Annotated in this window: 14 protein-coding genes, 1 tRNA gene, 2 rRNA genes, 1 other RNA gene and 1 other annotated feature (2 of these 19 running past the window's edge); of the genes, 4 read left to right on the top strand and 14 right to left on the bottom strand. The window is 38.7% G+C overall.

Annotation, left to right across the window (positions count from 1 at the left end):
* The 5 genes from recR to tadA all read right to left on the bottom strand — a co-directional run.
* A protein-coding gene (gene recR, locus F0362_RS00140; RefSeq protein WP_000559167.1) for a recombination protein RecR crosses the window boundary here: on the bottom strand, nucleotides 1-332 show its 5' portion. 265 nt of this gene lie to the left of the window's left edge; 332 of the gene's 597 nt are visible here — the first part of the coding sequence; its start codon is at nucleotides 330-332; the stop codon falls past the left edge of the window.
* Between the two features lie 14 nt (nucleotides 333-346).
* Entirely contained in the window at nucleotides 347-673 is a 327-nt protein-coding gene (locus F0362_RS00135) for a YbaB/EbfC family nucleoid-associated protein (protein ID WP_170957726.1), read from the bottom strand.
* 25 nt (nucleotides 674-698) lie between these two features.
* Nucleotides 699-2387, bottom strand: coding sequence for a DNA polymerase III subunit gamma/tau (dnaX, locus tag F0362_RS00130; protein ID WP_000121584.1), 1689 nt, complete (start codon nucleotides 2385-2387; stop codon nucleotides 699-701).
* 131 nt (nucleotides 2388-2518) lie between these two features.
* Nucleotides 2519-2783, bottom strand: an RNA gene (ffs, locus tag F0362_RS00125) — signal recognition particle sRNA large type.
* Nucleotides 2784-2862: 79 nt separating this feature from the next.
* On the bottom strand, nucleotides 2863-3363 hold the full coding sequence (gene tadA, locus F0362_RS00120; RefSeq protein WP_000434335.1) for a tRNA adenosine(34) deaminase TadA: 501 nt from the start codon (nucleotides 3361-3363) through the stop codon (nucleotides 2863-2865).
* Between the two features lie 108 nt (nucleotides 3364-3471).
* Here tadA and F0362_RS00110 point away from each other — a divergent pair, with 108 nt between their 5' ends.
* The 3 genes from F0362_RS00110 to F0362_RS00100 all read left to right on the top strand — a co-directional run bounded on the left by F0362_RS00110 (nucleotide 3472) and on the right by F0362_RS00100 (nucleotide 5443).
* Nucleotides 3472-4011, top strand: a complete 540-nt coding sequence (locus F0362_RS00110; RefSeq protein WP_000798728.1) for a cysteine hydrolase family protein — start codon at nucleotides 3472-3474, stop codon at nucleotides 4009-4011.
* Nucleotides 4012-4136: 125 nt separating this feature from the next.
* The gene (locus tag F0362_RS00105) at nucleotides 4137-4772 is read left to right on the top strand and encodes a deoxynucleoside kinase (protein WP_000148219.1); all 636 of its coding nucleotides are present in this window, start codon (nucleotides 4137-4139) and stop codon (nucleotides 4770-4772) included.
* Between the two features lie 2 nt (nucleotides 4773-4774).
* Nucleotides 4775-5443 carry a deoxynucleoside kinase gene (locus tag F0362_RS00100; protein WP_001053585.1) on the top strand — a complete coding sequence of 223 codons (669 nt, stop codon included), beginning with the start codon at nucleotides 4775-4777 and terminating at the stop codon, nucleotides 5441-5443.
* 35 nt (nucleotides 5444-5478) lie between these two features.
* Here the strand turns inward: F0362_RS00100 and F0362_RS00095 are convergent, their stop codons facing one another.
* The 7 genes from F0362_RS00095 to guaB form a co-directional block, all read right to left on the bottom strand.
* Nucleotides 5479-5871 carry a sigma factor-like helix-turn-helix DNA-binding protein gene (locus F0362_RS00095; protein ID WP_000364197.1) on the bottom strand — a complete coding sequence of 131 codons (393 nt, stop codon included), beginning with the start codon at nucleotides 5869-5871 and terminating at the stop codon, nucleotides 5479-5481.
* Nucleotides 5872-6037: 166 nt separating this feature from the next.
* Nucleotides 6038-6130 (bottom strand) — tRNA-Ser (locus tag F0362_RS00090).
* A gap of 154 nt (nucleotides 6131-6284) precedes the next feature.
* Nucleotides 6285-7559 (bottom strand): serine--tRNA ligase, encoded by a 1275-nt coding sequence (gene serS / locus F0362_RS00085; protein WP_000884202.1) that lies wholly within the window; start codon nucleotides 7557-7559, stop codon nucleotides 6285-6287.
* A 51-nt stretch (nucleotides 7560-7610) separates the two neighbouring features.
* Nucleotides 7611-7832 (bottom strand) — a binding site (T-box leader).
* A gap of 54 nt (nucleotides 7833-7886) precedes the next feature.
* Nucleotides 7887-8477: a pyridoxal 5'-phosphate synthase glutaminase subunit PdxT gene (gene pdxT, locus F0362_RS00080; protein WP_000238789.1), complete on the bottom strand. Its 591-nt coding sequence runs from the start codon at nucleotides 8475-8477 to the stop codon at nucleotides 7887-7889.
* Between the two features lie 18 nt (nucleotides 8478-8495).
* Nucleotides 8496-9383 carry a pyridoxal 5'-phosphate synthase lyase subunit PdxS gene (pdxS, locus tag F0362_RS00075; RefSeq protein WP_000186168.1) on the bottom strand — a complete coding sequence of 296 codons (888 nt, stop codon included), beginning with the start codon at nucleotides 9381-9383 and terminating at the stop codon, nucleotides 8496-8498.
* A gap of 160 nt (nucleotides 9384-9543) precedes the next feature.
* Nucleotides 9544-10854, bottom strand: coding sequence for a serine hydrolase (locus F0362_RS00070; protein ID WP_131202456.1), 1311 nt, complete (start codon nucleotides 10852-10854; stop codon nucleotides 9544-9546).
* A gap of 113 nt (nucleotides 10855-10967) precedes the next feature.
* Complete coding sequence (gene guaB, locus F0362_RS00065; RefSeq protein WP_000264091.1) at nucleotides 10968-12431, bottom strand: IMP dehydrogenase; 1464 nt, start codon at nucleotides 12429-12431, stop codon at nucleotides 10968-10970.
* A 115-nt stretch (nucleotides 12432-12546) separates the two neighbouring features.
* Between guaB and F0362_RS00060 the strand changes: the two genes are divergently transcribed.
* Complete coding sequence (locus F0362_RS00060; protein WP_000554256.1) at nucleotides 12547-13548, top strand: YaaC family protein; 1002 nt, start codon at nucleotides 12547-12549, stop codon at nucleotides 13546-13548.
* 34 nt (nucleotides 13549-13582) lie between these two features.
* Here the strand turns inward: F0362_RS00060 and rrf are convergent.
* Nucleotides 13583-13698, bottom strand: a 5S ribosomal RNA gene (rrf, locus tag F0362_RS00055).
* 49 nt (nucleotides 13699-13747) lie between these two features.
* Nucleotides 13748-15000: ribosomal RNA gene (locus F0362_RS00050) — 23S ribosomal RNA — on the bottom strand; it runs 1669 nt beyond the window's last position.

Here is a 15000-nt window from a genome sequence, read left to right as displayed (position 1 = left end):
ATCGCACCACGTAACACATGATATACACCTTGATACTCTTTCATTTTTTCCATCGCGATTACATCTTTCGGTTCTTGCACGACACAGACAACCGTTTGATCTCGATGTGAATCATCACAAATATAACAAGGATCACGGTCAGTAATATGTCCGCATACAGAACAATACGCTAGATCTCGCTTCGCATTCACAAGTGCTTTCGCAAAACCTAACACATCGTCTTCTTTCATATCTAATACGAAAAATGCCAATCGAACCGCTGTTTTCGGTCCGATTCCTGGCAATTTCATAAAACTATCGATTAATTTTGATATTGGCTCTGGATAATGCATATATCAATATCCTCCTAGAACATTCCACCTGGTAAGTTTAAGCCTTTTGTAAATTTACCCATTGTAGAATTTGAAAGTTCATCAACCTTTTTAAGTGCATCGTTCGTTGCAGCTAGCACTAGATCTTGTAACATTTCGATATCTTCTGGATCTACAACTTCTTCTTTAATTTTCACTTCAAGAACTTGCTTATGGCCATTTGCAATTACAGAAACCATTCCACCGCCAGCTGTACCTTCAACCGTTTTTTCACCAAGCTCTTCCTGTGCTTTTGCCATGTCTTTTTGCATCTTTTGCATTTGTTTCATCATGTTATTCATATTTCCCATTCCGCCACGCATCATATTTAATTCCTCCTAATAATAGTTATTCTTTTATTTCAATAAGTTCTTGCCCTACTAATTTTACTGCTTCTTCTATGAGAGGATCTTCTTTTTGCTCTGGGCTTTCTTCAGAATCCCCGCCTTCGCGTTGTAAAAAGTCCTCACGAATTTTACCCCATTCACTTTTCGGGATAGCAATCATATTTAACTTTTTACTTAGCAATTCAAAAAGAATTTGTTCCAGCGTATCCATTGCTTCACGATTTTCACTCGCCATTTTACAATGAATCTCATATTGAAATGCTAACACATAAGTATCATCTGAAGCCGCTACTGGCTCACTATTTTCTAATAAAACAGCAAATGCCACTTTGTTATACGATTTGAGTCTTCCTAACAACTCACCCCATACGGCTTTCAATTGTTCTAATTCTTGACGCTTCGCCTGCTTCAACACTTCATTTACACGTCCAACAGGAATTTTCATACTTCCCGTTCGCATTGGTTTTGGTGTTGCACGCGTCTCTCTTACTTCAGGTTGCACGCCAGCTGGTACACCATTCTTTTTAACTTGTTCTAATTCTTTCTCCAGTTGCTGCATTCTGTTCATAACCGCTTGTAAACGATCTGCACCGTTTGCTTGCATCATAAACTGCTGACACAGTTGTACCATCACAACTTCTAAGAAAATTCGTGGATGGTTTGTCCACTTCATCTCTTGTTGCCCTTTACTAAGACTATGAATAATCTCATAGATTACTTCCGGCTGCATTTCTTCACTTAACATGCGGAATTGATCATCTACAATTACCCGTTCCAACATATGTTCTAGTTGTGGTGACGTTTGATATAAAAGCATATCACGATAATAGTAAATGAAATCTTCCATAAATCGAACTGGATCCTTCCCTTTACTCATCATCTCATCTATGATACGTAATGCTCTTGATACATCATTTTCACGTATACATTCTACTAGGTTACCTAAATATTGCTGAGAAACAGAGCCTGTTACAGCTAAAACATCTTCTGTCGTAACTGCATCATCACTATAAGATATAGCCTGATCAATAAGGCTAAGTGCATCACGCATACCACCCTCGGCAGCACGAGCAACAATTTGTAGTGCTTCCTCTTCTACTTGCGTACCCTCATTTGTCACAACCGTCGATAATCTCTCAACAATATCATTTACTGATATTTTTCGGAATTCAAATCGCTGACATCTCGAAATAATCGTAGGTGGAATCTTATGTGGTTCTGTTGTCGCTAAAATAAAGATAACATGTCCTGGTGGCTCTTCTAAAGTTTTTAGAAGAGCATTAAAGGCACCCATAGAAAGCATGTGAACCTCATCGATAATGTATACTTTATATTCTACAGCACTTGGAGCATATTTTACTTTATCTCTTATATCTCGAATTTCATCTACACCGTTATTTGAAGCCGCATCAATTTCTAATACATCTGAAATAGATCCTTGTGTAATTCCTAAACAAGAAGGACATTCATTACAAGGTTCAGCTACCGGAGCATGTTCACAGTTAATTGCTTTTGCAAATACTTTTGCAATCGTCGTTTTTCCTGTTCCCCTCGGACCAGAAAATAAATAAGCATGTGAAACTTTCTCTTGAAGAAGGGCATTTTGCAACGTTTTTGTTACGTGCTTTTGACCGACTACATCTTCGAACTTTTGCGGTCTCCATGTTCGGTATAACGCTTGGTATGACACGAAAATACGGCCTCCCTCAAAGGTTATTATCTTATATATTATAACCCATTCTGTTTATAGATTCCAAAAGTTATTTTCCATACAAAAAACTCACCTTGTATCAAGGTGAGTTTTGTATACATATATAACTGCCGTGCACCTTCTGTCGATTACGTACCATAAGCGTTACTCAAGCAGTTAGCTCGGTTCAGGCACTCCTGCGGCACACGAGAAAACCCGCTTATTGCTGCTTCCTTCCGGACCTGACAAGGTTCACGGGGTCCCGTTGCGCAGGACCCAAACGTCAACACCACTTACTTAAGGCAGACCTTACAGCAACATAACCTCGAGAAGGGATTCGGCCTCGCTAGAGCGGATTGCGAGTATAGGGCACCGCTACCTCCCCGCTTAGCACGGCAAAGTTAAAACCAATATTCGGTTGCCTTCATTAAAGGCATTATCAGTATAACTTGTTTTTTTATAAAATGCAAATGCGTTAATTCTCGTTACTGTTCTCTAATTTTTTTATCGCTTTTCTTTTTTTACGAAGCTCTCTAAAAAAGTTTGTTAGCAACGTACCGCACTCTTCTTCTAATACACCAGTGACTACTTCACATTGATGATTAAAACGTTCATCTGTTAAAAGATTCATTAATGTTCCTGCACATCCGCCCTTCGGATCACTTGCACCATATACAACTCGCTTCACTCGTGATAAAACAATTCCACCCGCACACATTGGACAGGGCTCTAAGGTTACATATAACGTTGCATCTTCTAAACGCCATGTCCCTAGATTTTTGCAAGCTTCATCAATCGCTAACAACTCGGCATGAGCGATTGATCGTTGCTCAGTTTCCCTTAAATTATGAGCAACACTAATTACCTCACCATCTAACACTATGACTGCACCAATTGGTACTTCTTGTATTTCCTCTGCCTTTTTAGCCTCTTCTATCGCTAGTTGCATAAAATAAATATCTTGATCTTGTTCCATAACCTAGTCCTTTCATCACAAATAAAATAAACCTTTTTCCATTTACTACACGTGGGATAACTTTTATAAATTCAATCCACCCTAAAAGAAAAAGAGAGGGGATTACATATGAAAAACACTGCTTTGCTCATTATTGATATGATTAATGACTTTCAATTTTCCCACGGGCCCATCCTGGCAAAAAAATGCGAAACTATAACAAATCCTATTTTACAATTAAAGAAAACAATGAAAGCCTTCGGCTATCCCATAATTTATGTTAATGACCATTATCAACTTTGGAGATCTGATATTGACCAACTGATTACTCATTGTACAAATGAGTATAGTGAAAATATAATTCATAAGATTGCTCCACATTCTGATGATTACATTTTTATTAAACCACATTACTCTGCTTTTTATGAAACGCCTTTGAATTCTTTATTGGGCTATTTAAAAATAGAAAATCTGATATTAACAGGAGTTGCTGGAAATATATGTATCCTGTTTACTGCTAACGATGCTCATATGAGAAATTATACACTGTATGTACCACAGGATTGCATTGCCTCTAACAATGATCAGGACAATCTGCATGCTTTAAAAATAATGGAAGCTACATTGAAAGCAAATATAATACCGTCATCTCAAATAAAAATTAATTAATACATATATCTATTTTCTAACTTTTTATATCAAATTAACCCGCTCGCTTCCCTCTTGTGCTACAATAATTCTGTTTTGTGTTTTTAGTAGTCACGGCAAATCACTGATTGAAAGGAGGAAACAGCGTGACCGGAGTACCATTTATCACGGTTGAAGGACCAATTGGTGTTGGAAAAACTTCACTTGCGAAGGAAATTTCAACTCACATGCAACTCCACTTACTAAAAGAGATTGTTGATGAAAACCCTTTTTTAGGAAAGTTCTATGAAGACATCGACGAATGGAGTTTTCAAACAGAGATGTTCTTTCTTTGTAATAGATACAAACAACTAGAAGACATTAACATAAAGTATTTGAATCAAAGGAAGCCAGTAGTAGCAGATTATCATATATTTAAAAATTTAATTTTCGCATCACGTACATTAAAAGATTCTCAATATGACAAATACATGCAAATCTATCGTATCCTTACACAAGATATGCCTGTACCAAATGTCATCGTTTATTTAACAGCTAGCCTGGAAACATTACAAAAACGAATCGCAATGCGCGGAAGAGAATTCGAAAAAAATATGGATCCAAATTACTTACTACAGCTCACAAAAGATTACGAAACAGCAATGGATACTTTTAAAAAGGACCATCCAGATATCCCAGTGTTGAAATTTAACGGAGATGATATGGATTTTGTACAAAATCCCGATGATTTAAACGTCATCCTATCCGCCCTTCAAAATACTCTCTTAAAGGAGTCGAAATAATAATGAATTTAAGGCAAAAATATGATATACCGAATGATGCAGTAATTACTATCGCTGGAACAGTAGGTGTCGGAAAATCAACTATGACAACTGCACTAGCTAACGCTTTAGGTTATCGCACATCATTTGAAAAAGTAGATTCTAATCCATATTTGGACAAGTTCTATGCCGATTTCACACGCTGGAGCTTCCACTTGCAAGTATACTTCTTAGCAGAACGATTTAAAGAACAAAAGAGAATTTTTGAATACGGTGGTGGTTTTGTTCAAGACCGTTCTATCTATGAAGACACTGGAATTTTCGCAAAGATGCATCATGAAAAAGGTACAATGACGGAAACTGATTATGAAACATACAAAGGTTTATTTGATGCTATGGTCATGACTCCTTACTTCCCTCATCCAGACTTATTAATTTACTTAGAAGGTTCTTTCGATGATATTGTAGACCGTATTCAAGAACGCGGACGCCCGATGGAGCAGCAAACACCAATTGAGTATTGGAAAGAGATGCACGGACGTTACGAAAACTGGATTAACAACTTCAATTCATGCCCTGTTTTACGATTAAACATTAATGAATACGATATTTTAAAAGATGGCGATTCAATCGAACCAATCATTAAAAAAATTGGCCATTTCTTAAAACAAACACGTAAACTTGTAAAATAAAAAACCCGTGCATATGCACGGGTTTTCCTATTAAATTACTTCTTCTTTGTTGGAGCAATAATTTCACTCTCAGGTTTTCCAGCGTTAATACGCTGACGAACAGTACTTGTACTAATGTCATATGTTTCAGCAATCTCTTTAACAGTCATTTCTTTCCCGTTAATCACTGCCGTTAATACTTTACCTGTACGTTTTGGAGCTGCTTCTTTCTTTACAGCTGGTTTTTCAACCTTTTTTGGCGCCTCTACTTTTGTCGTAGCTTGCTTTACATCACAAGTACAACCACAAAGTTTACGGAATGTATCATCGCTTATAATGCGCGATACATTTGCACCACTGTTTAAAATTCTATTGTTCTTACAGACAGGACATTGTACATAATATAAAGTTTTTCCATCTAAAGGAAACGTTTGTATAATAAGATCCATGTTGACTCCTTTCATATCTATGAAGATAATCATCGGAATATGAGTGTGTAATAAGGACAAAATCGCCTTACACCATACTTTATGATTGGTTTTAAAATAAAAACTCGTTACGTGTTGGTAACGAGTTCTCCAATCTCCACTTATATGCGCTGTTGTCAATTATATCTGGAGGAGGTAGAGGGATTCGAACCCCCGCGCGACTCTCGCCGCCTGTCGGTTTTCAAGACCGATCCCTTCAGCCAGACTTGGGTATACCTCCATATTGACATCAAATATAATATCAAAAGAAAAACAGTTAGTCAACCCTACTAAAATAAATTATGAGGAAAGGAAAATTTTACTTTCCCCCTCCTACATTACAGTACTGACAACGCTCATAATTACCAATCACTCATACCGATGAATGTTTAAATTTACTTAATAACTGTTTTTCCTCCCATATAAGGGCGAAGAACTTCTGGAATTATAATTGTACCATCTTCTTGTTGGTAGTTCTCTAAAATAGCTGCAACCGTACGTCCAATTGCAAGACCAGATCCATTTAATGTATGAACATGTTCTGGTTTTCCGTTTGGCTCACGGCGGAAACGGATATTTGCACGTCTCGCTTGGAAAGCTTCAAAATTACTACAAGAAGAAATTTCACGATATGTGCCATAGCTTGGAATCCATACTTCAATATCGTATTTCTTCGCTGCTGTAAATCCTAAATCGCCTGTGCACATGCTCATAACGCGATATGGCAACTCTAATAATTGTAACACGCGTTCTGCATCATTTGTTAATTTTTCTAACTCTTCATAAGAATCTTCTGGTTTTACGAACTTCACAAGCTCTACTTTATTGAACTGATGTTGGCGAATTAAACCACGTGTATCGCGACCAGCTGAACCTGCTTCAGAACGGAAGCAAGAGCTAAATGCAGCATATCTTATAGGCAATTGCTCTTTATTTAAAATCTCATCACGATGCATATTCGTTACAGGTACTTCTGCTGTTGGAATTAAGAAGTAATCTTCACTTTCAATACGGAATGCATCTTCTTCAAACTTCGGAAGTTGTCCTGTTCCTGTCATACTTGCACGGTTTACCATATACGGAGGTAACACTTCTTCATATCCATGCTCGTCAGTATGAAGATCAAGCATAAAACTAATTAAAGCACGCTCTAATCTTGCGCCTGCACCTTTGTAAAATACGAAGCGGCTTCCTGTTACTTTCCCAGCACGCTCAAAATCTAAAACTCCTAAATCTGTAGCAAGATCCCAATGTGGTTTTGGTTCAAAAGCAAATTCCTTCACTTCTCCCCAAGTACGCGCTACTACATTATCATCCTCTGTTTCACCAACTGGAGCAGATTCATGAGGAATATTTGGAATAGATAACATTAATCTTTCTAAGTCTTCTTCAACTGTACGAAGTTCATTATCAAGATCTTTTACTTTTTCTCCAACTTCACGCATTTCTAAAATTAAAGCTTCTGCATCTTTCTTTTCACGCTTTAATACTGAAATTTGTTGAGACACTTCGTTACGTTTACTTTTTAGTTCTTCTGTTTGAACAAGTAATTCTCTTCTTCTCGTATCAAGCTCTTCAAAACGACCAAACTCCGTTAAATCTTCGCCTCTATGCTGCAATTTTGCTTTTACTTCTTCAAAGTTTGTACGTAATAATTTAATATCAAGCATTATATACTCCTCCTTTTATTTTATAAAATACAAAAAACTCCCGTCCCTATACAAAGGGACGGGAGTTAACCCGCGTTGCCACCCTAGTTGAAAGCATTACTACTTTCCTCTCAAGTAGAAATAACGGCTCTTCACCGGGAATGTTTACTAATCATAAAGATATTCCACATTCCATTCCAGGATGGATTCACAAACTGTTTCTATCGATTTCCACCAACCATCGACTCTCTATAAGAAACGACATTTGTTACTACTTCCTATCAACACGCTTATTTTATAAAATTGTTACCATCAATTTACTATAATCTTATACAAGTTGCAAGTTACTTACACAACTTTTTTCATTTTAGCTTCTTTTACCATTTCGACAAAGTATGCTGTCACACGATGATCATCCGTTAATTCCGGATGGAATGAAGCAGCTAAAAACTGATCTTGTCTTACCGCTACCATTCGATCGCCGTGCTTAGAAAGTACTTCAACGTTATCAGCAACATCTACAACATACGGAGCACGGATAAATACACCAATAAAGTCTTCCCCCACACCTTTCATTGAAAGTGCGGCTTCAAAACTATCTTTTTGGCGTCCAAACGCATTGCGTTCAACTGTAATATCCATAGCACCAATATGTGCTTCTTCATAGCCAATAAGTGTTTTCGCAAGAAGAATCATACCTGCACATGTACCAAACATTGGTTTACCAGACTTCGCAAATGTACGAAGTGGTTCCATGAAAGCATACTTATCAATAAGACGACGCATTGTTGTACTTTCACCGCCTGGTAAAATAAGACCATCAATCTCTTCAAGTTGCTCTATACGCTTTACAACAACAGCTTCTGCACCACTTGCTTCAACTGATTTTACATGCTCACGAACTGCACCTTGAAGACCTAGTACACCGATTTTCACCATTTTAAAGTTCTCCTTCAATTACCATCCACGCTCTTGCATGCGTTGTTCTGGTAATAACGTTGAAATTTCGACACCTTTCATTGCATTACCCAATCCTTTAGAAAGGCTTGCAATTAGTTCGTAATCTTCATAATGAGTCGTCGCTTCAACGATTGCACGTGCAAATTTCTCTGGGTTCTCTGATTTGAAGATACCAGATCCAACAAATACACCATCAGCACCAAGTTGCATCATTAACGCTGCATCTGCTGGTGTTGCTACACCACCTGCTGCAAAGTTTACAACTGGCAAGCGACCAAGGCGTTTAATTTCAAGTAGTACTTCATAAGGAGCACCAGTATTTTTTGCATATGTCATTAACTCATCTTCACGTAGACTTGCAACTTGACGGATTTCTGCATTGACTTGGCGCATATGACGCACTGCCTCTACAATGTTTCCTGTTCCTGGCTCACCTTTTGTACGAAGCATAGATGCACCTTCTGCAATACGACGTGCAGCTTCTCCGATATCACGGCAACCACATACAAACGGAACTGTGTAATCACGTTTATTTAAATGGTATACTTCATCAGCAGGAGTTAATACTTCACTCTCATCGATATAGTCTACCCCTAATGATTCTAATACACGTGCTTCTACAAGATGACCGATACGGCATTTTGCCATAACCGGAATTGACACCGCACCCATAACTTCTTCAACAATCGTTGGGTCTGCCATACGAGAAACGCCACCTGCTGCACGAATATCTGCTGGTACACGCTCTAATGCCATAACGGCAACTGCGCCTGCTTCTTCTGCAATCCTTGCTTGTTCAGCGTTAACTACGTCCATAATAACGCCGCCTTTTTGCATTTCTGCCATTCCACGTTTTACACGTTCTGTCCCTGTTACATTTGTCATGTACAAAAACCCCCCTAGGTGAATTGCTTTCCCCCGTTAAAGGCGAAAATTAAGAATACTCTTACATTCTACCATTAACTATCAGATGCTTGTCTACTACTTTTTCATAAAGTAGGTATGAAAAATGGGAATAAGAAAAAGCTCCTACAATGAGGAGCTTTTAAAACCAACCTTTTACTGTATCAACAGCACTATTCCATATACCACTAAAGAAAGAGCCGATTCCGCGCATAGAACGAGTAAACCAGTTTGCTTCTTCCACTGCTGATGTTGTTACAAGATCTACTTGTAATGACTTACCAGATAAAAATCCAGGGTCATTCGTATCTTTTGGTGTAATTACCATCTGACCAAGTGCAACACCCTTTTTAATAGGTGCTTCTTGTCCCTTACTTGCTTCTTTAAATTCTGTTTTATAAACATCTTTACTTCCTTTTGGCACTGGAAGTGAAACAACTTGTTTTGTTTGAACTGCTACATCTTTATCTTTTGCATTTTCTACTCTTACTGTTTCTTGTCCTTTTACTGAAGAATCTTTTTTATACATTTGCTTCATTTCAAAGTTAGCAAATCCATAATCATATAACTTCTTCGTTTCATCAAAACGTGCTGTATGAGAACTTGTTTTAATAACTACAGAAATAAAACGCATACCGTTTCTTTCAACCGTACCAGTGAAGCAATCACCGGCTTCTGGAGTTGATCCTGTTTTCAGGCCGTCTACGCCATCGTATTGCTTAACTAAACCTTTTAACATCCAATTCCAGTTATCCATATTAATCGGGTATTTTCCGCCCTCTTGGAATACTTTTTTAGGGATTTTTGCTGTATCTAATGTTTTGGGATAATCCTTAATAAGATGTTGTGCTAAAATTGCGACGTCCCTTGCAGACATTTTATTTTCTTCATCCGGTGTTGTTCCTTCGGGATGCTGTCCTTTTAAATCTTTGTTCGTTAGGCCTGTAGAATTTACAAATTTATAATTTTTCAATCCCAACTCTTTTGCCTTATCATTCATCATTTTTACAAAATTAACTTCTTTTCCTGCCACTGCTTCACCTAGAGCAATTGTTGCTCCATTAGCGGAATAAATCGCCATCGCTTCGTATAACTCTTTTACCGTATAAGAACCACCATTTTCTAGTGGAACATTTGATAATGAACGATCCTGTGAAATCTTATGCGCATATTCAGAAACCTTAATCTTTTGATCCCACTTAAGTTTTCCTTTATCCACTGCTTCATGAACTAAATATTCACTCATCATTTTTGTCATACTAGCAATTGATAATAACTCATCTGCATTCTTTTGATATAAAATTTTCCCAGAATTCGCTTCTACTAAAATTGCCGCACCTGCTTCAATGTTTAGAGCGGCTCCTGTTTCAGCCGATGCATTGCTATATGGTAACAGCATGCTACAAGCTAGTGTAAGCACCGTTACCAAAGCCATGAATCTTTTGCAAAACATACCTTTCACTTTTGCTACCCCCAATATCTATGTACTCACATAACCGTTATTCTAACATAATCAAAAAAAAATAGACAGAGATATCAAATCTCTATCTATTTACATATAAGACATTATAATGAGTAGTTTGGAGCCTCTTTTGTAATTTGTACATGATGAGGGTGGCTTTCACGTAAACCAGCACCTGACATGCGAATGAACTGTGCATTCTCACGTAAGAATTCTAAATCCTGTGCTCCACAATATCCCATACCTGCACGTAATCCACCAACTAATTGATGAACTGTATCTGCTAAAGGTCCTTTATATGGTACGCGTCCTTCAATACCTTCTGGAACAAGTTTTTTGTTTCCTTCTTGGAAGTAACGATCTTTACTTCCTTTTTCCATCGCTCCAACAGAACCCATACCACGATATACTTTAAATTGGCGACCTTGGTAAATCTCAGTTTCTCCAGGGCTTTCAGCAACACCAGCAAACATACTACCTAGCATAACAACGTGTGCTCCTGCTGCTAAAGCTTTAACCATATCACCAGAGTACTTAACACCGCCATCAGCAATAACTGGAATACCGTGTTTACGAGCTTCTGTTGCACAATCATAAACTGCTGTTAATTGTGGTACACCAACACCAGCTACAACGCGTGTCGTACAAATAGAACCTGGTCCAATACCAACTTTAACTACGTTTGCACCAGCCTCGATTAATGCTTTCGTTGCTTCAGCTGTAGCAACATTTCCAGCGATAATATTTAGTGCTGGATATTTCGCACGAACTTCTTTTACCTTTTCAATAACACCTTTAGAATGCCCATGAGCTGTATCAAGTACAATTGCATCTACGCTAGCTTTTACTAATGCATCGATACGAAGCATAGCATCAGCCGTTACACCAACAGCCGCTCCAACTAATAAGCGTCCTTGCTTATCTTTAGCAGAGTTTGGGAATTCAATTACTTTTTCAATATCTTTTATTGTAATAAGCCCTTGTAATACACCGTTATTATCAACAAGAGGGAGCTTTTCAATTTTATACTTTTGTAGGATCTTTTCAGCTTCTTCCAGTGTAGTACCAACTGGAGCTGTAATTAACTGTTCTTTTGTCATTACGTCAGAAATTTTGATTGAGTAATCTTGGATGAAACGCATATCACGGTTGGTAATAATACCAACTAATTTTCGCTCATCTAAATTATTTACAACTGGTACACCTGAGATACGATATTTTCCCATAAGATGTTCTGCATCATATACTTGATGTTCTGGAGTTAAGAAGAAAGGATCTGAAATAACGCCGCTTTCAGAGCGCTTTACTTTATCAACTTGCTCTGCCTGTTGCTCAATAGACATATTCTTATGAATAATTCCTAAACCGCCTTGGCGAGCCATTGCAATAGCCATGTCAGCTTCTGTTACTGTATCCATTCCTGCACTAATTAACGGGATGTTTAGCTGTAAGCTTTCAGATAAAACTGTTTTAACACTTACTTCTCTTGGTAATATATCTGACCTCGCTGGTACAAGTAATACATCATCAAAAGTCAAACCTTCTTTAACAAATTTAGATTCCCACATAATTGTTCCCCCCATGATACCAGAAATTATTATTAGTAGCTTATCAATTGGTTAAAATACTGTCAAGGACGTATATATATGTTAGAATTTTTAGACAATAAAAGGAGCGTAATATATGCATCAAACACATTGTACTTGGCAGCAATTAAGTTTCTTTTTTTCATCTCAAAATGTACAACGTTATCTTGCCCGTTGTTATGAAAAATCCTCCATACAAGATGCTGAAAAAAAAAGTTTTGAAAACTGTTATCCCTTTATTTACTACTTAGAACACGGGAAAAATTATTACGAATTATATAAGGCGGCCCCTTTTTCGATTCAACCAATGTTGTTATTTTATGGAATTAGCCAACTATTTAAAGCTTGCTTGTTAACTATTGATCCTAACTACCCAGAATCAACTACTGTTTTAGCTCATGGCGTTACAACTCGTAAACGAAAAAAACAGGGGTATCAATTTTTAGAAGATGAGGTGAAAATACAGAAAAACGGATTATTTACTCACGTTGCAGAACAACTGTTTCACATGAAACACTTAGAAGCGGAGAAGTTTAATATGTTAGAGCTGATGGGGAATATTCCTGAATTACAAAATTTGTTTCGTTATAGTCAAAAAGTATCGACTTTATATAAGATCGATTCAACAAATAAAAATGAGCTCTCCTTTTCAGTCAATATATTAGATCGATTACATATGACTAAAGAGCGATTTTCTCGTTACATCGAAACAACTTGTAAACATTTATCGATACAACACGTAGCTGAGAAAAATAGTGAATCGAATGTGTTTTTTTCGGCGCCTATTCAATCGTGGAATCCTATGTATAGTACTCCTTTATACTATGAGTACCTTACTAATACTTATTACTTACCACTTACGACTAATCCTAGAAATTCTAAACCCATTTTACCTGAGCTCCTCGTTCATTACTTATTGCTCTATAATTTAAGCATGATTTCTAGGTATGAAACTGATTGGTGGTATGACTTACTTGGTAGTTATGGATCTGAAGATTATCCATTTATTTATCAATTCCTTAATATTTCTGCCCAAAAAATACCTTACTATATTTCAGTATTTTTACTATCAGAATCTAATCTATTTCATGGGAAATAAAAAAACACGAGTCAAAGACTCGTGTTTTTTAGTTGCTTGGCGACGTCCTACTCTCACAGGGACAAGGTCCCAACTACCATCGGCGCTAGAGAGCTTAACTTCCGTGTTCGGTATGGGAACGGGTGTGACCTCTCTGCCATCATCACCAAACTATGAAGGCATATTCCTTCAAAACTAGATAACATTTGCTACATATTATATGGTTAAGTCCTCGATCTATTAGTATTCGTCAGCTCCACATGTCACCATGCTTCCACCTCGAACCTATCAACCTGATCATCTTTCAGGGATCTTACTAGCTTACGCTATGGGAAATCTCATCTTGAGGGGGGCTTCATGCTTAGATGCTTTCAGCACTTATCCCTTCCGCACATAGCTACCCAGCTATGCCCTTGGCAGAACAACTGGTACACCAGCGGTGCGTCCATCCCGGTCCTCTCGTACTAAGGACAGCTCCTCTCAAATTTCCTACGCCCACGACGGATAGGGACCGAACTGTCTCACGACGTTCTGAACCCAGCTCGCGTACCGCTTTAATGGGCGAACAGCCCAACCCTTGGGACCGACTACAGCCCCAGGATGCGATGAGCCGACATCGAGGTGCCAAACCTCCCCGTCGATGTGGACTCTTGGGGGAGATAAGCCTGTTATCCCCGGGGTAGCTTTTATCCGTTGAGCGATGGCCCTTCCATGCGGAACCACCGGATCACTAAGCCCGACTTTCGTCCCTGCTCGACTTGTAGGTCTCGCAGTCAAGCTCCCTTATGCCTTTGCACTCTACGAATGATTTCCAACCATTCTGAGGGAACCTTTGGGCGCCTCCGTTACACTTTAGGAGGCGACCGCCCCAGTCAAACTGCCCACCTGACACTGTCTCCCGGGTCGATAAGACCCGTAGGTTAGAATTTCAATACAGTCAGGGCGGTATCCCACCAGCGCCTCCACCGAAGCTAGCGCTCCGGTTTCAATGGCTCCCGCCTATCCTGTACAAACTGTACCAAAATTCAATATCAGGCTACAGTAAAGCTCCACGGGGTCTTTCCGTCCTGTCGCGGGTAACCTGCATCTTCACAGGTACTATAATTTCACCGAGTCTCTGGTTGAGACAGTGCCCAAATCGTTACACCTTTCGTGCGGGTCGGAACTTACCCGACAAGGAATTTCGCTACCTTAGGACCGTTATAGTTACGGCCGCCGTTTACTGGGGCTTCAGTTCAGAGCTTCGCTTACGCTAACCCCTCTCCTTAACCTTCCAGCACCGGGCAGGTGTCAGCCCCTATACTTCGCCTTACGGCTTCGCAGAGACCTGTGTTTTTGCTAAACAGTCGCTTGGGCCTATTCACTGCGGCTTTCCGTTAAGAAAGCACCCCTTCTCCCGAAGTTACGGGGTCATTTTGCCGAGTTCCTTAACCAGAGTTCTCTCGCACACCTTAGGATTCTCTCCTCGCCTAC

Source organism: Bacillus sp. BS98, assembly GCF_008432245.1.
Taxonomy (GTDB): domain Bacteria; phylum Bacillota; class Bacilli; order Bacillales; family Bacillaceae_G; genus Bacillus_A; species Bacillus_A toyonensis.
The sequence above is the reverse complement of the archived record's forward strand: the minus strand, read 5'-3'. Positions and strand labels throughout refer to the sequence as shown.